Below are 20,690 nucleotides of genomic sequence, written 5' to 3'. Positions count from 1 at the left end.
AAAGAGGAAATCGACTTAATTAATCATTTGGTCGAATTTCCTCTTCTTCAAATAACAGGAGTTGCTCAGGACGCCTGTGCATACATGACAGATAAGCCCTGATTATCTCGCATCTCTTGCAGCGAGTGGCTTCTGAAGTATAGCGTTTTACCTGGCAGCTTTCACAGCCCGTACCTTTACGCACCTTCAGAAATTCTTTTCGGCTAAATTCTGATGAAAGGACTTCTTCCCAGTCGTTTCCATGCTTATCCGGAGAAAAGCAGCCACAACGAGGATATTCCTTTTCGTTCATTCGCCTTAAACATCACAGATCATCACTGCTTCCTTGAGGGAAACAAGGGGATCACTATGTTTGGGAATAAATTCCTGTGCCACATAACCCGTGTATCCTGTATCCAGGATCGCACGCATAATAGCAGGATAATAAAGCTCCTGGCTTTCATCGATTTCATTTCTTCCCGGAACTCCACCTGTATGATAGTGATCAAAATATTTATGGTATTTTTTGATGGTCGCTATCACATCTCCTTCCATGATCTGCATATGATAGATATCATAAAGGAGTTTGAAATGATCAGAACCTACTTTTTCAGTAAGGGCAACTCCCCAGGGAGTGAGATCGCACATATAATCCGGATGATTGACCTTGCTGTTCAATAGCTCCATGATGATGGTGATATTGTGCTTTTGGGCCAGTTTTACCACCGGTTCAAGGCCTACAGCACAATTCTCCAGGCCTTTTCCATCGGACATCCCATTTCTGTTTCCAGAGAAGCAAATAATCCTTTTCAAGCCTGCATCAGCAGCTTTGGGAATGAGTTCTTTAAACTCTTTTTGCAGCTGATCATGGTACTGAGGATCATTAAATCCGCGAGGAATTCCCAGCGAACTACCAAATGACATAGAGACTTCCAATCCTTGTTTTGTAGCGACTTCCCATTCCGGTGGATTGAGGAGATCAATCGCCTTCAGGCCCATTTCCTTGCAAGATTTCACAAGTTCTTCGAGCTCTATTTTGCTGTAGCACCAGCGACAAGCCGAATGATTGATGTTTCCTTTAATCTGGTAATTGCGAATTGTTTCTTCGTCGTAGCGGGGGTTCATTTTTGCCTGGGCTGCCCCGGCTCCCAGGGCCAAGCCACCGACCAGCATGGTCTTGATAGCTTTGCCGCGAGACATTTTATTGTCGGACATAGTAATAGTATTTTATAGATCGATTTTCTCAATATACTCAATTTGAGAAGGCTTTCTCAAATATCCTTTAGATCTCTCTGAGAATTAAGATAAGGGCACGACGGAGTTCTGCCTTTTCCATCAGATAATCCTTTTCCTCCATCAAATTCTGGGCATACAATCTCTCCAATTCAGATAAGCGTCCCTGGTGTAATATAAGCTCCATGGCTGTATCCTCATACACTTCCTGCTCTTCAAACAGTTTTTCTAACTTATCCATCACCTCTGCCAGTTTATCATCTCTGATCAAATCCAGCAAATCACTTTTATCAACTCCTTTTGATTCCTCTTCCCCGAGTTCAGCAATTTCAGATCGTATGATGCCCAAAAACTTTTTAAAGTATGTTTTCCTTCCTACTTCACGATATACCTTAAACTTCTCCAGTTCTTTTTCTCGTTCTGCCTTGAGCCAATCCAAAAGTTCTTCAGACGAATAATGTTCCTTTCGCCTGACATAATCCTCGAGCCATTGTTGAAGGAACTCTGAATAATTAGGATTTTTCACCATAAACCCCTCTTCATTCAGACTAATCAACATATGATAAGAAAGGTCTTTATCCAGCTCAGTGGCCAGTTCCTGCAAGCTTCTCAGTTTGTCGATACAGGTAGATGAAAGGATGTGACTCAGTTCTTCCATAAGGTTGTGATATTTTCGCTAGCTGAAGCTTTTCCCCAAAATAGTAAAACTGAAGAAGAGGAGAAAAATTGTAGGCTTGAGGGAAGAAAGAGAGGAGTAATGAGCTATGAAAACAACTTGCGGACCACCTCTTCTTTGAAACTTCCACCAATTGGCAAGAGGATTTCCCCTATATGTAGCTGATTCCCTTCAAGGGCATTGACCTGATCATTGGCTACCAAATAGGATTTATGGATGCGGGTAAATTTTTCACCCGGCAATACCTCTTCCAGTTTTTTAAGCGAATTCAGTGCCATGAGTTTGTGATCTTTGAGGTGATAGGTTACATACTCCCTCATGGATTGGACATATAGGATGTCCTTATGCCAGAGTTTGTGAACCTTGTGATCTGCATGGACGAGGAGATAGGCCTCTTCGGATGGGTTTTCTTTCTTATGTTCCGCTTGTTTAGAAGTCTTCCTGAAATGATATTTCTCTCTGGCTTTTGCCAATGCCTGTAAAAATCTCTGAAAGGAGAAGGGTTTGTGGAGATAGTCAAGTGCATTCAGATTAAAGGCATCCAGGGCATGTTCGGAATAAGCCGTAGTAAAAATGATCATGGGCTTTTCAGCTAGAATATTCAGGAAGTCCAGCCCATTCAGTTCGGGCATCTGGATATCCAGAAAAATCAAATCCACTTTTTCCCTGCTCATCAAATCCAAAGCCTCCAGGGGATTTTTACACTTGGCAAGCAGTTCCAGGTCCGGGAGCCGTTGAATGAAATTCTCCAGCAGGGCCCTTGCCAATTCTTCGTCATCTATTACTAAACACTTCATGTAGGTTAAGCCAAATCAGTTAGTATATGCGTAGTGCGACCGATAGGGAGCATTATTGCATATACATTGTTGTAAGCAGTTATCTTTTAATTAACTTGAAGGTTGTCTGATTGGTATTGTTTAGGATGGTCAAATAGTATATCCCTGAGTTTATTTCAGGTATTTTTACAGTACCTAAACATTTTCCTTCAATAACATTTCGCCCTAAGAAGTCATAAATGATGAAGTATTCATTACCATGCAGATTCTCAACGAAAATTTCATCTGAGAACGGATTCGGGTAAATTTTATACCCTTTTTCGAAGAGGTTCTCTTCAATACTTGTCAAAGAAGTGCAGGAAATAACATCAATTTCGCTGTATAAATTTGGGTCTTGGTTTGGATCTTCGACCGTGTTAGCCATCATTGAAATTTTAACAATTTCATCACTTGTAGAAAAACAAAGTTGGTGAAAGTTGTCGTTGTCATTTATATCTGCTATCGAAATAGGTACATGCGGTATTAGAACTCCAGAACTGTCAGAATAGCCAATATAGTACTGAAATAAGTCAGATTCGGTATCACCACTTATATACGGTGTAATGCCACCATTCCAAGCAACTTGAATCGTTTGTGTTCCTGAATTACATTCATTCAGATTGCCATTAATTCTTTGGGCAAAGAATAAACTTGGTCCATCATCAAGCGGAATAACATTCGTGGTAATGATTCCGTTTAGGTTTATGATTTCTGAACAAGCGGACTCTCCGGATAAAGTATCAGTTGTAAATAAATCCCCTACAACTCTAACTTCAACCGGTGGATTGGTAACAGCGGTACCAAATTCACCTATCAGAAGCACAGTTCGATTTTCTCCGTTTTCATTAGCTGGGGCCAAAGAAACACAAATAGGGGTATGTATATTTCCAAGGCTATCTAAAACTTCAAAATCAGTTTCCGATAAACTGGATGCATCTAATGGGAATTTAAAATTAACAGGCATACCATCTAGCAGGCTTCCTGGTTGATTACATAATAAACTTGGTAGTCCATTATCAAGTCCAAAAAAAGCCGACACAAGCGTATCTTGTGATTTGGCCGGTATAATAAATATTAAAATTGTTACTACTGAAAGTAAGATTTTTCTAATCATATTTTTGTCTCTCTTAATTGCTTACAATAATTTCTAATTGTACCCTGAATTCATCATCACTTTCCAGAATATCGAGCTGATGCCTTTGTGGGTAATACAATTCCAGTCTTCGTTTCACATTTACCAGACCTATTCCTCCTTGCCTATCCTTGCTGATTGCTTCCTGAGGTCGACTATTACTCAGACTAAAATGTATGCGCCCATTTTCCTCTTCCAAACGCAATCGAATCCATCCTTTATCCAGTTGCTCGATCTTGCTGTGTTTAAAGGCATTTTCTATAAAAGGCACAAATAGCAAGGGTGTAATCATCAAATGAGGAGAAATTTCTGAAAAAGAAGTTTTCACATTCAATCCCTTACTATCCTTCAGCATATTTAGACCAATCAGATTGCGGATATATTCCACCTCTTTTTGCAAAGGCACTTGTTCAGCATTACACTCATAAAGCACATAGCGCAACATATCCGAAAGCTTGAGGAGATTTTCAGAGGTATTTTCAGATTTAAGGATGGAAAGGCTATAAATGTTGTTGAGGGCATTGAAAAGGAAATGCGGATTGATCTGGCTTTTGAGAAATTTCATTTCCGCATCCAGTTTTTCATGCTGTAGATTCAGGGCTCTTTGACTTTGGATATGGGCGAAAGTAGCCATTTCATAGAGGGCACTTCCTATCAAACAGATCAATAATGGTATTGATCGGCCAACATATGGAAAGATTTTGAAGAACCTGCCTCTGGGCCAGAAGCCTCCTTTATGTGGGGGTCGCTCTCCGAAAGGCATGCCGCGCATGTCAAACACATTCACCCAGAATTCATGAGAAAGCACAGAAATAATAGCCAATAGAAGAAAGCTCAGGAATATGTATTTAGCATATTTTTTAGGGAAAAGGTATTTGGGGATAAGATAGCCAACATTGATTCCAGCAATTATTGCTGATGCCAGTGACAGCACAATACTGTTTCTAATAAACATGGAGCCATTTCCTCCCATCCATGCCCAACCAATGACGGGTAAGCTCACCCATATAACACTCCAGAAGAGCATCTGAAGGCCTATCCTTTTCTTATTGATCCCAACTTCATTCATAATCAAATCTATCCAAATCCCTTCCGCTGGACAAGAAATATCAATCAGTAAGCTTTCAGGCTCAATGAAAAAGCTTTCTAGCTCAATGAAGCTGTTTTAGACCTCCATTTGCCCTAGGTTGATTTTTTCCCGGCTTTCATTGAAAAAGTTTGCTGCCTCCCTCCTATTCTTCCAGTTTTAGACCAGAAATGCACCGGGACACGTCATCTAACCACAAAATCCTACACTATGGAGGTTTCGCGCTGCATACGATACTGCATCATTTTTTCCCTTTTCTATTTAAGTTTTCATACCCTAAGCTTTTCCCAAAGTCTTCATGAATTGAAGGTCAAGGGTCAGTTTTATGATCGACCGCTTCAGGCCGCCTTGATTCACCTCGAGATTGGCTATAAACTCGATTTTGAATTTAAAAAAGAAGAGCTGGAAGAGTTTCGGGTAAACGTGGCCTTTGGGAAGCGACCCCTTCCGGAAGCCATGAAATTGCTACTTACAGGCACAGGTCTCGATTTTGAACTGGCAGAACCCAATTTGGTCAGAATCTTTAAACGAACAGGCAAAGTAGTTCCCAAAGCCCTGAGTGCAGCAAGTCGATTCAACATCACAGTAGAAGGTACGATCAAGGATGGCGATAGCGGGGAAACCCTGCCCTATGCAAATGTTCGTTTGGCCGGAAGCAAGATAGGCACTACCTCCAATGTGGATGGTTATTTCAGCCTCTTTAATGTGCCTTCAGATACTTCTTTATTAGAGATAAAGTATCTCGGCTATCAAAATCTTTCTTTTCGATTGAGTCCAGAGATGGATTTAGCAAATCTGAACATCTTCCTGGAGGATTTTGATGTAGAACTGGAAGAGGTATTGATCCTCTCGGAAAGGGAGGAACAATTGATGGAAGCTTCCACGGGGATTAGTACGATTAGCGTTTCCCCGGCACAACTTGCTACACTTCCTAGTTTTGGAGAGAAAGATATTTTCCGATCTCTACAATTATTGCCAGGAGTAAGTGGCAGCAATGAGAGTTCCTCGGGCTTATTTGTCAGAGGGGGTACGCCCGATCAGAATCTGGTATTATTTGATGGCTTTACGGTCTATCATGTGGACCATTTGTTCGGATTTTTTAGTGCTTTCAATACAGAAGCGATCAAAGATGTGCAATTGTATAAAGGAGGCTTCGAAGCCAAGTATGGCGGCAGGATTTCCAGTGTAGTCGATTTGACGGGAAAGAATGGGAATACCGAGCGTTTCAATGCAGGTTTCGGAGCCAGTTTGGTGAGTGTAAATGCTTTCGTTGAAAGTCCTTTTGCCAATGGAAAAGGCTCCTTTATGGTGGCAGGTCGTCGATCCTTCCAAAGTAGTTTTTACAACAATCTTTTTGATTCGTTCACAGAAAGCTCCGGGACTGAGCAGGGGTCGCCCGGAGGCCTGGGAGGAAGGTTTGGGCAAGTCGAGGTCCAGCCTAACTCCTACTTTTATGACCTCAATGCGAAAGTTACTTATCGTCCGAATCCCAAAGATGTTATTTCTCTTAGTTTCTACAATGGGCAAGACAATCTGGACAATTCTCGAAACCTGGATAACAATTCTTTAGGCGGAAGAGGACCTTTTGGAGGAGGGAATGCCAATTTCACTTTCAACAGCAATAATACTGACCTGACCAATTGGGGAAACTGGGGAAGTAGCCTGAAATGGTCGAGAAAGTGGAACGAGAAATTTTATAGCAAAGCCAATCTTTCCTACTCCAATTACTATAGCGAAAGGGATAGAAGAAATGAGACCAGCATTACACGGGAAGATACGACCATAGAACGCAGCAATGGTTCTTATGAGTTCAACGATTTGAGAGACCTGACTTTTAAGTTGGATAATGAATGGAAAATTAGCCAAGAAAATCAGTTGGATTTCGGATTGCAAAGCACTTACAATGATATCAAATATCAGTTTACCCAAAATGACTCTATAAGTCTCCTGGATCGGGAGGATATTGGAGCCACAAATGCTCTTTATCTTCAGGATCGGCACCTCTTTTTTGATAAGCTTTTGCTGAAAGGAGGCTTACGACTTTCGCACTATGGAGTAAATGATCAATGGTATTTTGAGCCCAGAGCCAGTCTTTCCTATGCTCTGAGCAATAAACTTAAATTAAAAGCGGCCTGGGGACAGTATTATCAGTTTGCTACCCGCATCGTCCGGGAAGATATCCAGCAAGGAAGCCGTGATTTTTGGCTGCTGGCTGACGGAAATCGGGTGCCTGTGAGTTCTGCAGAGCATTATATCGCGGGTCTGAGTTATGAAACGAATACTTGGCTATTCGATGTTGAGGCATATTATAAAAACCTGGATGGCCTTTCAGAATATACCACCCGACTTAGCAGAAGTGGATTTGGGCCTAATCAGAGCCTGGATTATCAGGAACTCTTTTATCAGGGAACAGGGATAGCCAAAGGAATAGAATTTTTGGTACAGAAAAAGGTGGGGAAATTCACAGGTTGGTTGAGCTATACCCTTGGAGAAGTGCTTTATGATTTTCCCGCTTTCGGAGATGAGCCTTTCAACGCCAATCAGGACCAAACCCACGAATTGAAGCTGGTAGGTAGCTTTAAAGTTCGAAACTGGACCTTTGGAAGTAGCTTTATTTATGCTACAGGCCGACCTTATACCGCTCCCACCGGTTTTTACGAAGTCAGCTTATTAGATGGTAGTACAGCCGATTTCTTTGAGGTAAGTGATAAGAATGCCCTTCGCTTTCCCGATTATCATCGCCTGGACCTTTCAGCTACTTATGAATTCAAATTGGGACAAAGCCCTTCAAGCTTTGGGGTGTCCATTTTCAATCTCTACGACAGACGCAATGTTTGGTACAAAGAATATGAAGTGATAGAAGGTGAACTCATAGAAACCGATATCTCTCTACTTTCCCTTACCCCCAGCTTTTTCTTTACCTGGAAACTTAGATAATCCTCATGAAAAATCTTATCATATTTATCCTCCCTCTCCTTTTATTCAATCTCTCCTGTGAACAGGAAAGCCTGAATAATTACGAAACCGAAACTGCGGTAGTTTCAGGGTACATCTATGCAGGTTACCCCGTTGATTCCATCCGAATCACCCAATCTATCTCTTATTCCCAGTCAGATAGTAGTATAATCAGCCTGGATGAGCTCTCCCCTAGCCTATCGGATGCTAATAATAGCTGGGAATTGCTTTCGATAGGCAATGGATACTATCATAACCCTGATATTATCGTTTTAAGCGAAAACAGCTATCAACTCAAATTTGAACATAAAGGAAATGAAGTATCCGCAATTACTTATGTACCCCAGGCCCGGGCAGCTAATCTTTCCACTTTAGCAATAGAAATGGATAGAATTGAAAGTGGGGGATTTCCGGGGAATTTGGGAGAACAAGCCGATCCAATTGAGATCAGTTGGGATAATTCAGAAGGGGATTACTACTATGTGCTTATTGAAAACATTGAGGATGATCCTCGTTATATCAATGAATTTTTGCGTGAAAGATTAGAAGAGAGTGGAGAGTTGAGGCGTTTCCAACGAATCACTGAGCCTGAAATCACGGATTTCTACGCCATCAATCCGATGCGTGAACTCCAGCAATTCGGGACCCATCGCGTGATCGTTTTTAGGGTAAATCCCGAATATGCAGCTTTGTATCAGTCTTCTTCCAATAGTACCCTGACAATCAGTGAACCGCCCAGTAATGTCAATAATGGACTTGGCATTTTCTCGGGCTTGAGCTCTGATACTTTATACTTTGAGGTAAATGAACGCTAAGATATTGTCAAGGGAAAAGCTGGTCTTCATTCGGATTTAGCCGAAATGAACTAGAACTTTCGATAGCTCGATTCTTCAAAAACAACTTCCAATTCCTGATCAGGCCTTTGGTACAATACTCCGTCTTCCCCAACCACTTCGAGGGTATGGGGAATTGCCATTTGTGGAGCACGGACTTCTTCCAGAAACTTCTCACGCACTTGAACAGGAAGCTCTTTCAGATGTTTTCGATAAACTTCTGATTTTTCCAGCGCAACATTGATCCATTTTTTCGCAGCCCAGGTATAAAGCATATAACAGACATCAATCAGTCTTCCAATGACGATTCCCCACCAGACCCCGATAGATCCCATTTCTAATGGGAAAGCCAGGAGCCAGGCAAAGAGCAGGGTACAGGCATTGCGGCCAATGAGGGTGGATATCATGGCAGGAGTCGTATGTCCGGTTCCTCGCAAGGCGCCAGTGATTATGATAGATGCGGCTGTAACTGGTAGGAATATCAAATTGGTATGAAAGTATCCGAGACTTCCTTTGAGCACAGCGGGATTTGCTGAGGGATCAAAAATGAGAATAATTTCTTCTGCAAAGATTATCATGGGGGTAACCAAAATCAGCATGAGCAAAACCCCAAGAACAATCATCAATTTTCCGATATAATTTGCTTCTTCTATTTGCCACTTCCCTAAAGCTCGCCCAACTAAGCTTGTGCTGGCAACATTAAGCCCAACAACCGGCATAGTAGCCAAACTAGCCACCTGATAGCCGATGGTCAAGGCTGCGGCTCCAAAAGTTCCGAGTTCGGTAGCAGTCAAAAGAAAGATAACCATGAGGGTAGCACTGTGCCGAAAAACCCCTTGTATGCCCGAAGGAACCCCTATGCTTAAAATATCTTTGATCATAGACCAATCCGGCCACCAACTCCCCGGCAGGATATGGATCACGTTTTTGCCGCTATGGAAAATGACGATGGCTGCTATGGTAGAAAGTCCTCTAGCTGCCAGCGTTCCATAAGCTGCTCCTACTACTCCATATGCTGGAATCATTCCCCAGCCAAAAATGAAGATATAATTGAAAAAGATATTGAGTACCACCATCACAGCTGTCAACATCAAGGGAGTCAAGGTGTCTCCGGCGCCTTGCATAAGTCTGTTAACAATGAGGTTCAGCACCAAAAAGGGCGCCCCCAGGAAAAGAACCTGCAAGTAGATGGTTCCCAGCGCAACGACTTCTTCATTATCTCCCTGATCTATAAATTCCATCATGGGGCCAGCACTCAGCCCTCCTATCAACATGATAATGCCCGAAAGCATCAATCCTGAAACAATACTCTGACGGGTAATTCTACTCATTCGTTTCTTGTCCCGTCCGCCCCTGGCCTGTGCAACCAAACTCATCGCCCCCCCTGAGACAGAGAGGAAAAGAATGAGCAACAACATGCGAATTGTATTTCCCATGCCAACAGCTGCGATAGGTACAGGTCCCAATTGACCAACCATAAAGGTATCGACAACGGTTACAGATGTCTGAAGGAGATTGGAAAGAAGCACAGGCAAAGCCAGAACCCAAATCTTAGACATGAGTTTTTTATCAGGAAGCTTATGTAACAAAGGCTTTACCAAAGGTCTTCAAAGAGAATAGAGGAAGCGCAAGTTGGGAAAAAAGGGGCAAAGATTACCCTGATAATTAACTTAATACGACCTTTTTCGAAAAAAAATCTGTGTTCTGAAATCCACTTTCTGCAAAGGCCTCGTAAGTAAGGGCGAATCAGAAAAAAAATATCACAACAAATTTTGCTTTTTATGAAAAACTGGAAGATCAATCTTCAAGCAAGCTCCCTTATTGCCCTTGTTTTCCTATTAATTGCAGCAGACCATATCGATGCTCCTGCAGTATCAGGTGGCAGTGCTGACATTACAGATTTTTATGCCTTTCAGGGAGAAAACACAGAAAACCTCGTTTTTGTAGCGAATCTTCAGGGGCTGATGAGCCCAACGGAAAGTGCTGCTGCCAGCTTTGACGAAGGCGTATTGGTGGAGTTCAATATTGACACCAATGCCGATGCTGTCGAAGATCTGGTAATTCAAGCCATTCCCCGTGATGGAAAGATGTATTTCTTTGGGCCGGAAGCTCCGACGAGTCCCGGAACCAGCAGTAGCATCCTGACTTCAGCCAGTCAGTATGTAGTTGACATTTCATCTTATGGGCAGGAAGCCATAATCGCAACTGAAGCTGGCGTAAGTGTATTCGCAGGTCCCAGAGATGATCCTTTCTTCATGGATTTTGCTCAGTATGGGGAAGTCATTTCAGGAAATGCGGCTGGATTTAATGATCCCGGTGCAGACAGCTTCGCAGGAACCAATGTCATGAGCATTGCTATTGAAGTTCCTAAAAGTCAAGTAGGTGGCTCCGGTACAATCAATACCTGGGTGGAGTCAAAAAGACTGCAGTAAGCCTAACCCATTCATCATTCTTTAATCAACAATTTTTAAACAGAAACATGAAATTCATCAAAATAATAGCATTCCTGGCCCTGGCACTTTCATTCTTTATTGCCTGTGAGGAAGAACCTATGGAACCAGCAGGTCCTGATTTCAGCGGAACCTATGAAATGCAAGACCAAATGGGAAGACCCGCTATAAATACGGTCTTTATCCCAAGCGCTATGAAGGATACTTATAATACAACGGTTCCTTCCCAACAAGCAGCAGCTTTTAAAAGCACCATCCAAACAGGCCTGGAAACGCTGAGTCCGGCATATGCGAATCCCGGTGATGCAAATGCTCTCGGACTGGATTCAGATGATTTCTCAGGCCTTTTGGCTACAGATGTCTTGAACGTCTCTCTGGATGGAACAACCACTTTCTTTGATGGAACAAATGTACTGACAGGTCGTGCCCTGGCAGATGATGTGATCACAGTGGAGCTTTTATTGATCTTTGGCGGCGAGGATTTTGGAGAAAATCCCACTCTCTCTGATGATCATGTTGATGCCAATGATAAGGCATTCCTGACTTCATTCCCTTACCTGGCTAGTCCCTGGTAAGCTAACACAAACAAAAGCGTTGGCTTCGGCCTTCGCTTTTGCCTTTCTCTTCATCAGTCAATCATTCTCATACCTATGCGCTATTCAATTTACATTCTTGCCTCCCTCCTACTCCTCTTTTCCGCTTGTCAGAAGAAATCTGAGCATTTTAGCCTACATACTGCGGAATACGACAGCTTCCTTCAATATCAAGCAGAAGAAGAACGGAAAAATATGGAAGCTAATTTTGAATTCTGGCAAAGCAAATATGAAAAGAACCCCAATCAGTATCCCTATTTGCAAAAAATGGCCAGTGTAAAATCCGAACTTTTCACCTTAGAGCGGGATATTTCAGATTTAAAGGATGCTGAGAGGTTTTTACTTAAAGCAGTCGATCAAAGTCATGGTCAAAATTCTGCCATCCTCAGATCTTTAGCCCACAATTACATTTCGCAACACAGATTTAAAGAATCCTTAGACTTACTGATAAAAGCAGAAAAAATCGGAGATAAATTATTTGCCACACATTCAATGTTATTTGATGTGTATATGGAGTTGGGTAATGAGGAGAAAGCAGCTAGCTATTTAAACCGCATAGCCCAGGAGCAAAATTTTGATTACCTCATTCGTATGGCGAAATGGCAGGACCATAAAGGAAATCTGGAAACAGCCATTGATTATATGGAAAAAGCCCTGGATTTGGCTGAAAGAGACCGAAATCAGACACAATTAAGCTGGACTTACAGCAATTTAGGAGATTTCTATGGGCATGCCGGGGAAATTGAGCAGGCGTATAAACATTACCTCAAGGCTCTTGAATTGAATCCTTCCGACGCTTATTCGAAAAAAGGAATCGCCTGGATCGCCTATTCCCATGAGAAAAACAGCCAGGAAGCATTGCGAATTATAGAAATTCTACAAAAACGATCTCAGTCTCCGGATTTATGGGAGCTAAAAAGAGAAATTGCAGAATTTGAAGGAAAATTTGCTGAGAGCAAAGAAGCACAAGAAGCCTTTCTGAAAGAAATCCAAAGAGAGGAGTTTGGAAGCATGTATAATACATATCAGATTGGCTTACTCGCTGAAGAAGAAGCGGAAGTAGAAAAAGCCCTGAAAATTGCAGAGCAGGAATTGGAAAATCGCCCCAGTCCACAATCTCATAGCCTAAAAGCCTGGGCCCTTTTTAAATCTGGAAATACAGAAGTTGCCTTTCAGCTTATGAAAGAAAAAGTAGAAGGGAAATGCTTTGAACCAGATGTTTTGTTTCAGATGGCTGAGGTGTATAAGGCGAAAGATGAGAATATCGATGAACTAAAAGCTGAATTGCTCAGCAGCAGTTTTGAGCTGGGGCCGCTGATGATAGAGAAAGTGAAGAAGCTTTGAGATCATACAACAAGCTTGTCATTGCGAGCTGGAATTTCCGGCGAAGCAATCTCCTTGACTCCTGATTGTTTTATGGAGTTAAGGGGATTGCTTCGCCTTTGTTAAAGGCTCGCAATGACAGGGCTGTTTGAGACTATTAGCTCTTCAGAAAAACCTTCGGATCCATGTATCTCGAAATCGCCAGCGTAACCAAAGCAATAGCTGACATCATCCATCCCCCATCCTCAGCAAGGGTATGCGAAGTGAAGGCCAAAGATGCATCGAAAAAGAATCCAGCATAGGCCCATTCCTTTAGCATATCTGATTTTTTAGTCAATATCGCCGTAACCCCCAGCAATTTGGCCACTGCCAGCGGATAAACAATCCAGGTTGGAAAGCCAAATTTGGTAAAGAAGCCAGCCATAGTCTCGTAATTGGCGAAATACATGACTCCAGAAAAAGTGAAAATCAGACACATAATGCAAGTAGCGGCCCAGTAGATAATCTTATTTCGATCCATAGCGTTATTGAGTAGGTTGGAGTTTAAACATCGAATTTACAAAGGCAATAAAGGGTCTGCAATAAATTTTTTCTTTAATTGAAGCTCCTCTTAATACCCATCAGCATGGAAAAAATTGTCCTCATCACAGGTGCCAGTCGAGGAATTGGAGCTGCCACTGCCAAATTGCTTGCCAGAGCAGGATTTAAGATTTGCATCAATTATAAATTGAATAAAAGTGCAGCTCAGGAAGTCGCCAGGGAAATCCAGGATGCAGGAGAATCGGCCTTTTGTATACAGGCAGATGTTTCCGAAGAGGAGGAAGTTTTAAGGCTATTTGAGCAAATAGATGTAGAAGGGGGAGAATTAAGAGGTCTGGTGAATAATGCTGGTATTCTGTTTAAAGCCATGCCTGTAGTTGAAATGTCCGCAGAAAGATGGGAAAAAGTATTTAAAACCAATATGCTCAGCACCTTTCTATGTAGTAGAGAGGCCTTAAAGCGAATGAAATCAGGGGCATCCATTGTAAATGTCTCTTCAATTGCTGCTCGTTTGGGAGCGGCTTTCGAATATGTAGACTATGCGGCCAGCAAGGGAGCGATGGACACCTTTACCAAAGGTTTGGCAAATGAGGTAGCGGCTCAGAATATCAGAGTAAATGCTGTAAGGCCGGGTTTGATCTATACAGATATCCATAAGGATAGTGGAAATCCCGATCGGGTAAATGAACTCTCCAAATTCCTTCCGATGAAAAGAGGGGGAACTCCTGAAGAAGTAGCTGAAAGCATCGCCTGGTTATTGTCTGAAAAAGCCTCTTTTGTAACGGGTAGCATCATCGATATAGGCGGGGGTAGATAATTGCCCTGAATTTCTCGTAATTTAGAGTTAAAGGCTCTCCTGAGCTTTTCAACTTCCAAATTACTATTACTATGCAATCGATGGCTTCCTTCCTTCGAATCCTGATCTGTATTTTGATCACTTCTTCCCTTAACAATTCTTTCGCCCAAACAACTCTCAGCCTCGAATCCCTTCTGGCAGCACCTTTCCCCACAAATCTGGTTTACAGTCCCAATGGAGAAAAAATTGCCTGGGTATACAATGAAAAAGGTGTAAGGAATATCTGGATCTCCTCTGGAACAGATGATGCGGGAAAACAATTGACGAATTATACCCTCGATAATGGAGAAACCCTCTATGGACTTCAATTTAGTGCTGATGCTAAGTTCATAATCTATGTAAAAGGTGATGGACCTAATCGACAAGGAGAAATTCCCAATCCTACCAGTCAAGCAGATGGGGCAAAACGAGAAATTTGGAAAATCTCCACCAAAGATGGGAAAACACAGAAAATCAATGAAGGCCACTCCCCTAGCCTATCGCCTGACAGTCATCATTTAGCTTTTATTCAGGGAGGCAAACTCTGGTTAAGAAACCTGGAGAACATTCTTACTCCCGCAGCAATGGTTCATACTCGTGGGGGAATCTCACAGATAAATTGGTCTCCGAAAGCCGATGAACATAAAATAGCCTTTGTAAGCAGTCGAGGAGATCACAGCTTTATTGGGATTTTTGACCTGGACAATCATTCACTCAAATACCTCTCTCCTTCTGTAGACCTGGACAGTAATCCAGTTTGGTCCCCGCAAGCTGATAGAGTCGCTTTTCTCCGAACACCTCATCAATCTTTTCTACCCTTTTTTGAAAGGCGTTCGGGAGCGGGATGGTCTGTAATGCTTGCTGATGTGGATAGCGGAGAAAGTGAGGTCCTTTGGAGCAGTCCGGAAGGTACGGGTAGTGTATTTCGCTTTGTTTCTGGTCCAAGGCAATTGTATTGGGGAACCAGGGAGCAACTCATTTTTCCTTATGAAGGTACCGGCTGGACCCATTTATACAGTCTTTCACTAGAAAGTGGGCAGTTAAAGGACCTCAGTCCCGGTGAAGGGGAAGTCCAATTTGTGTCTTTATCAGCTAATAGGGAGCGTCTGTATTATTCTAGCAATCATGGAGATATTGATCGTCAACACATCTGGCAGGTAAATCTTGCTTCAAATGAATGGAAACAGCTGACTTCGGGCGAAGGAATCGAATGGGCTCCATTAGAATTGCCCAATGGGAAACTCATGTGTTTTGCCTCAGGTTCAAAACTTCCTGCACATTTGGTAGGATTGGATCAAAAAGGTAAACGGACTGCCTTACATCCAGATGTAATAAATGCCTTTCCTTCGGATCATTTAAGTGAACCCAAGCAAGTAATTTTTCCGGCAGCCGATGGAATGAAGATACACGGCCAGCTCTTTCTTCCCAAAGCCCACAAGTCCGGGGAAAAGCTTCCAGGATTACTCTTCTTTCATGGAGGATCCCGGAGACAAATGTTATTGGGTTTTCATCATCGAGGATATTATCACAATGCCTATGCCTTCAACCAGTATATGGCGAATCAGGGCTATGCAGTTTTATCTGTGAACTATCGAAGCGGAATTGGATATGGAATGGAGTTTAGAGAAGCCTTGAATTATGGAGCGAATGGGGCAAGTGAATTTAATGATGTCATGGGTGCTGCAATTTATTTAGGGAGTAATGATTTTGTAGATGAGAATCGAATCGGATTATGGGGGGGATCTTATGGGGGATTTTTAACAGCCATGGGATTAGCAAGATCTCCCGAATTGTTCAAGGCGGGTGTTGATATTCATGGGGTTCATGATTGGAATGTAGTAATCAAAAATTTTGTACCAGGATATAATTCACAGAAACAAGCAGAGATATCTCGGAGAGCTTATGAATCTTCTCCAATGAATTTCATTGAAGGTTGGGAAGATCCGGTTTTGGTAATCCATGGAGATGATGATCGAAACGTACCATTTAGTGAATCTGTCGATCTCATAAATCAACTAAGAAAAAGAGAGATAGAAATAGAACAATTGATATTTCCAGATGAGGTTCATGGATTTCTATTATTTAAAAACTGGCTAAGCGCATTTCAAAAGAGCAAAAACTTTCTCAATAAACATTTAAAGTAATTGTTTAAGGAGTTTGTCATAAAAAGGAATGATGCTTTATTATTATTCCTTTCTATTCACTATGTTTGGAGCCTTAGAAAGCTATTTTCAAAGATTTCTGAGAATTCTGTTCTTTATGTATTAAGCATGTGTAAAACCTGCCTCTACCCTGGCAACAGAAAGCCCATATTTACATTCTAAGGCCTGATCTCCCTGTTGAGCACAAATACAACAGCTTGGGATTGACAGGCTTTTAGCAAGCAGTTTTAACGCAAAATACATAAGCGCATGAATACAGGATTACCTAAATAGGTAAGCACAGAAATACACAACAACACAATTACCCAAAAATGTAAATACACAAAATTCGACTAGCACAAAAATGTATATACACGATCACAAAAATACACAATCACGCAAATACCTGATAATTCAAAAACATAAAAAAGTAATCACATATAAATGCATCAACAGTTTAATGTAATTACATTTCCACCTTTAAATTCAAAAATGCAATTACACAAAAACATCAATATGTAATTACCTGAGTACCTAAAAATGAAAACACATTAATACATAAATACCGCAATACATTTTGATGTTTTAACTTTTTTAAGTAATTATGCAAAAGTGTTAATACACAATTAGATATAAATGTGTTTACATGTATGAATTTTTACACAAAAACATGTATACATAATCAAGTGTTTACACAAATGTGTTTTTATACATAAGTGTATTTACATTTTTACTAAAAAAAGTATAAATGTATTTATGTAAACACCTCAGAAAGTATCTACATAAAAAGGTATTATGATCATATCAGTTACAAATTTAAAAGGCGGCGTAGGCAAATCTACGATTAGTAGAAATCTCGCTGTTTACTTTGCCCAAAAAGGGGAAAGCATCTGTATTGTCGATACAGATATTGAACAGCAAACAACCCTTGACTGGAAGAGCAGGAGGGAGGAAGGTGCCAGTCTGGATGTATTTCCTTTACAATCCGTAGAAAACCTGGTGAAACAGGTCAAATCCTACCAGAATGAATATGATGTGATCATCATAGATGGAGTTCCCCAATTGGAGGCTGTAACAACTAAGATGATCCTCCTTTCTGATTTGGTTCTCATTCCCATAACCCCTAGTATCGATGATCTCAAAAGTTTTGAGCGATTTGTAGATCGTGTCAATGATGCCAAAGCCCTGGTTGAGCGAAATATTTATACCTTTCTTTTGCTAAACAAATTTTCTGGCAGAAACAATGAAGATCTACAAATGCGGGAAGCTATGGGCTATTTCAAACAATTTGAAATTGAGGCCCTGGAATCAACTTTGGCAGATAGGGTAGTGCACAAAAGATCTTCAAAATATGGATTGACAGCACTCGAATGGGAAGAAGATCCCAAAGGGCAAAAGGAAGTAGAGAAAGTCTGCAAAGAAATCGAAAATCGAATGATCAAACTGTTAAGTGCATAAGGTATGGCAAAGAAAAGACGAGACGATACATCACTTTCAAGTTTATTAGGCAGGAAGCGCGAGATCAATATTGATGAAATCGAGCAAGCGACCGAGAAAGTACATAAGGTAAGTAAGCTTCCGGAAAAAAAGGCTGAACCTAAAGTTAAGGAGGTAAAAGAAGCCCCTGTACAACCGAAAGGAAATCCTATAGAGAAGCTTGAGAAGAAGAAAGAGGCCAAAGTAAGTCGTAAGCCTAAATCTATTCCTAAAGCACCAGCTCGTTCTGAGGAGGAAGTTGTCAGAGCCAGCATCGCTACCCCATACGAGCTTTACCTCAAAGCCAAAAGAGTACAGAGAAAAGAAGGCTTTAGAAGCCTGGGAGCTTTCTACCTCCATTGTGTAGAAGATTACCTCAAAAAACCCATTCAGAGTGTAGGTTCTTATGAAGCACCTGATTTTGAGGATAGCATAGATGTATCTGTTTCTCCACAGCTGGAATTATGGATGCAGATCAAATTCAATCAGCGGAAACTGGGTTTTCGGAACATGGCCGGATTCTATGTATTCTGCCTCTCCCGCTATTTAAAGAAAGCTTAAGTATTTCCAGACATATTCGAAATGAGAGAGATTCAGGGCGACCCTGAATCTCTCTCATTTTATATAGAAATAGGGGAGGATCATGGGTAAAAAGAATAGCGTTATCCTCTAAAAGCCATCTCCTGTTCCTATAAAGCCTAAAAAAGACCTACCACCTATAGTAGTTTGTCACTCTTTTTAATATTTATATAGTTTTTAATGTTTTCAGTTACTATAAGATATTGATAAACAGCTACTTATGAGTATTAAAACGAGCTTAACAGGGTAAAGGACGAGGGATTTGGGGTTTAAGACGAGGGTTTCAGTACGTATTGCGAGTAATTCAGGTATTTAAAACGAGAATTTCAGGGCTTAAAGTCAGAAGAAATCTGCTTATTAGTAAATGCTTGATTATTAGCCTTTTATGATATCTCAGAATTTTAAGGACGAGGAAAACAGGGTAAAGGGGGAGTAAATCAGGGCTAAAAGAAGCTCAATTCTTTAAATGCGAGAGATTCAGGGCATAAAAAATGGCCCCTATTTATCCTTATTGCGAGTAATTCAGGCTATCAAACGAGGAGATCAGGGTCCATTTTTTATGCGAAACGAGAGATTCAGGGTTTCTCTCGACGAGAATTTCAGGGCAAATAGAGGCACTATTGTCCTTTAAAAACGAGAGTATCAGGGCGAGTCACGAGGGATTCAGGGCATTTCACGTATTTTTTAATGCGAGAGTAGGTTTTTTTTCTCGTTTTTAAGATTTTCATGCTCCGACAAACATAGACTTATTAACATTATGCATACCCGCACACAGACTCCTTCGCATGCTTTGGTCGTCAAATCGAACCAACTGATCAATGCACGCTATAGTTTGACCGTTGCTGAAATTCGACTTTTCCTGATGATGGTGGCCCAGGTTGAAAAAGACGATATGGACTTCAAGCCTTATCGGATTCGCATACAAGATTATGCCAAAGCCGTAGGTACCCAGTCCAAGTCCCATTATAAAGAAATCAAAGAAGCCGCACAAAACCTGATTAGCAGAATTGCGGATCTCCCTAAAGATGATGGAGGTTGGCTGAAAGTCGCTTTCCTAAGTAGTGCTGAATATTTTAAAGGAGAGGGCATGCTGGAGCTTTGTTTCGACCCCAAGCTCAAACCTTATCTGCTAGAACTGAAAAGTAGATTCACCGCTTATGATATTCGAAATGTTTTGACCCTTCAAAGCAGTTACTCAATCAGAATCTATGAGTTGCTCAAACAGTTTGAGAAAATCGGTGAGAGGACCTTCCGGGTAAATGACCTTAAAGGTATTCTGGGGATTAAAGAAACTCAGTACAAAAGATACAATGACTTCAAGCGCTTTGTGATTCAACAGGCGTATCAGGATTTGAAGCAGCATACAGATATTAGCTTTGAATTTGAAGAGATTAAGGAAGGACGCCGGATTGCCAGTATCCGCTTTATCATCCAGAAGCAATTGAGAGCTTTTGGAGATGTAGAAATTGCACCTGATCAGGGATTGGTTGCTGAGTTGAGAGAGATGGGACTGAGTCAAAAGCAAGCAGAGCGCTTTGTAAAGGATCTCAGCAGAGAACATATCCTGCAGGCGATAGCCTATACCAAAAAGCAATACAGGGCAGGAAAGATCAAAATCAGTGTATCTGGTTATCTGAAAAAAGTCCTGGAAGAAGCAGATGCGCTCGAATCCAAATTTGAACAAAGCGAAAAAGACAATAAAGCTCAGCTGGATTTGGCTATGCAGGAAGAGCAAGAGAAAGAAGTGGAAAAAGAAAGGCTGTGGGCTGAGTTCCGTCAGGTGCGTGAAGGACAATTGGGCGATAGATTCAAGGCTGCTTCAGAGGAAGATTGGAAAGGATTTGTGGATTGGGCCGAAGACAATCCTTTTATCAAAGCCCGCGTTTTTGATGGTAATGATCTGAACCGCGAGAAAAAAGAAGTAAAGGAATGGTTCAAAACTTATCTGGAAGAAAAACTCCCTGATGCTGAGGAGGCTTTCGAATCCTGGATAAACCAAATGGCATAATGTTTCGTTAGCATAGTCTAGCGACTTATCCAAAC

The 20,690-nt window shown here is 41.5% G+C and carries 18 protein-coding genes; 10 read left to right on the top strand and 8 right to left on the bottom strand.

From position 1 onward, the window contains the following. Positions 1–19: 19 nt before the first annotated feature. The 6 genes from R8P61_37765 to R8P61_37740 all read right to left on the bottom strand — a co-directional run bounded on the left by R8P61_37765 (position 20) and on the right by R8P61_37740 (position 4,904). Positions 20–292: a hypothetical protein gene (locus R8P61_37765; protein ID MDW3652889.1), complete on the bottom strand. Its 273-nt coding sequence runs from the start codon at positions 290–292 to the stop codon at positions 20–22. 5 nt (positions 293–297) lie between these two features. After that, positions 298–1,194 carry a TIM barrel protein gene (locus R8P61_37760; GenBank protein ID MDW3652888.1) on the bottom strand — a complete coding sequence of 299 codons (897 nt, stop codon included), beginning with the start codon at positions 1,192–1,194 and terminating at the stop codon, positions 298–300. A 67-nt stretch (positions 1,195–1,261) separates the two neighbouring features. Continuing rightward, positions 1,262–1,870: a hypothetical protein gene (locus R8P61_37755; protein MDW3652887.1), complete on the bottom strand. Its 609-nt coding sequence runs from the start codon at positions 1,868–1,870 to the stop codon at positions 1,262–1,264. A gap of 104 nt (positions 1,871–1,974) precedes the next feature. After that, positions 1,975–2,685 (bottom strand): response regulator transcription factor, encoded by a 711-nt coding sequence (locus R8P61_37750; protein MDW3652886.1) that lies wholly within the window; start codon positions 2,683–2,685, stop codon positions 1,975–1,977. 79 nt (positions 2,686–2,764) lie between these two features. Next, a complete protein-coding gene (locus tag R8P61_37745) occupies positions 2,765–3,817 on the bottom strand; it encodes a T9SS type A sorting domain-containing protein (protein ID MDW3652885.1) in 1,053 nt (350 codons plus the stop codon). Between the two features lie 13 nt (positions 3,818–3,830). Beyond that, a complete protein-coding gene (locus R8P61_37740) occupies positions 3,831–4,904 on the bottom strand; it encodes a histidine kinase (protein ID MDW3652884.1) in 1,074 nt (357 codons plus the stop codon). Positions 4,905–5,132: 228 nt separating this feature from the next. On the opposite strand from R8P61_37740, the gene R8P61_37735 reads away from it, so the two are divergent. Continuing rightward, positions 5,133–7,859, top strand: a complete 2,727-nt coding sequence (locus R8P61_37735) for a TonB-dependent receptor (GenBank protein ID MDW3652883.1) — start codon at positions 5,133–5,135, stop codon at positions 7,857–7,859. A gap of 5 nt (positions 7,860–7,864) precedes the next feature. Further along, positions 7,865–8,692, top strand: coding sequence for a DUF4249 family protein (locus tag R8P61_37730; GenBank protein ID MDW3652882.1), 828 nt, complete (start codon positions 7,865–7,867; stop codon positions 8,690–8,692). Between the two features lie 50 nt (positions 8,693–8,742). Here the strand turns inward: R8P61_37730 and R8P61_37725 are convergent, their stop codons facing one another. Continuing rightward, a complete protein-coding gene (locus R8P61_37725) occupies positions 8,743–10,269 on the bottom strand; it encodes an MATE family efflux transporter (GenBank protein ID MDW3652881.1) in 1,527 nt (508 codons plus the stop codon). Between the two features lie 222 nt (positions 10,270–10,491). On the opposite strand from R8P61_37725, the gene R8P61_37720 reads away from it, so the two are divergent. The 3 genes from R8P61_37720 to R8P61_37710 all read left to right on the top strand — a co-directional run bounded on the left by R8P61_37720 (position 10,492) and on the right by R8P61_37710 (position 13,097). Further along, positions 10,492–11,142: a DUF4331 family protein gene (locus R8P61_37720; GenBank protein MDW3652880.1), complete on the top strand. Its 651-nt coding sequence runs from the start codon at positions 10,492–10,494 to the stop codon at positions 11,140–11,142. A 119-nt stretch (positions 11,143–11,261) separates the two neighbouring features. Beyond that, positions 11,262–11,735 carry a DUF4331 family protein gene (locus R8P61_37715; protein MDW3652879.1) on the top strand — a complete coding sequence of 158 codons (474 nt, stop codon included), beginning with the start codon at positions 11,262–11,264 and terminating at the stop codon, positions 11,733–11,735. A 75-nt stretch (positions 11,736–11,810) separates the two neighbouring features. Beyond that, positions 11,811–13,097 carry a tetratricopeptide repeat protein gene (locus tag R8P61_37710; GenBank protein ID MDW3652878.1) on the top strand — a complete coding sequence of 429 codons (1,287 nt, stop codon included), beginning with the start codon at positions 11,811–11,813 and terminating at the stop codon, positions 13,095–13,097. Positions 13,098–13,233: 136 nt separating this feature from the next. Here R8P61_37710 and R8P61_37705 read toward each other — a convergent pair whose 3' ends face one another. Then, positions 13,234–13,596: a DoxX family protein gene (locus tag R8P61_37705; protein ID MDW3652877.1), complete on the bottom strand. Its 363-nt coding sequence runs from the start codon at positions 13,594–13,596 to the stop codon at positions 13,234–13,236. Positions 13,597–13,701: 105 nt separating this feature from the next. Between R8P61_37705 and R8P61_37700 the strand changes: the two genes are divergently transcribed. From R8P61_37700 to R8P61_37680, 5 genes are all read left to right on the top strand, one after another. After that, on the top strand, positions 13,702–14,433 hold the full coding sequence (locus R8P61_37700) for an SDR family oxidoreductase (protein ID MDW3652876.1): 732 nt from the start codon (positions 13,702–13,704) through the stop codon (positions 14,431–14,433). A gap of 71 nt (positions 14,434–14,504) precedes the next feature. After that, positions 14,505–16,595 carry a prolyl oligopeptidase family serine peptidase gene (locus R8P61_37695; GenBank protein MDW3652875.1) on the top strand — a complete coding sequence of 697 codons (2,091 nt, stop codon included), beginning with the start codon at positions 14,505–14,507 and terminating at the stop codon, positions 16,593–16,595. Positions 16,596–17,387: 792 nt separating this feature from the next. Next, positions 17,388–18,050 carry a ParA family protein gene (locus R8P61_37690; GenBank protein MDW3652874.1) on the top strand — a complete coding sequence of 221 codons (663 nt, stop codon included), beginning with the start codon at positions 17,388–17,390 and terminating at the stop codon, positions 18,048–18,050. 3 nt (positions 18,051–18,053) lie between these two features. Then, the gene (locus tag R8P61_37685; protein MDW3652873.1) at positions 18,054–18,629 is read left to right on the top strand and encodes a hypothetical protein; all 576 of its coding nucleotides are present in this window, start codon (positions 18,054–18,056) and stop codon (positions 18,627–18,629) included. 775 nt (positions 18,630–19,404) lie between these two features. Then, on the top strand, positions 19,405–20,655 hold the full coding sequence (locus tag R8P61_37680) for a replication initiation protein (protein ID MDW3652872.1): 1,251 nt from the start codon (positions 19,405–19,407) through the stop codon (positions 20,653–20,655). The last annotated feature ends 35 nt before the right edge of the window (positions 20,656–20,690 follow it).

The organism is Bacteroidia bacterium, assembly GCA_033391075.1.
In the GTDB taxonomy this organism is placed as follows: Bacteria; Bacteroidota; Bacteroidia; order J057; family J057; genus JAWPMV01.
This window is presented reverse-complemented; position numbering and strand designations above follow the sequence as displayed.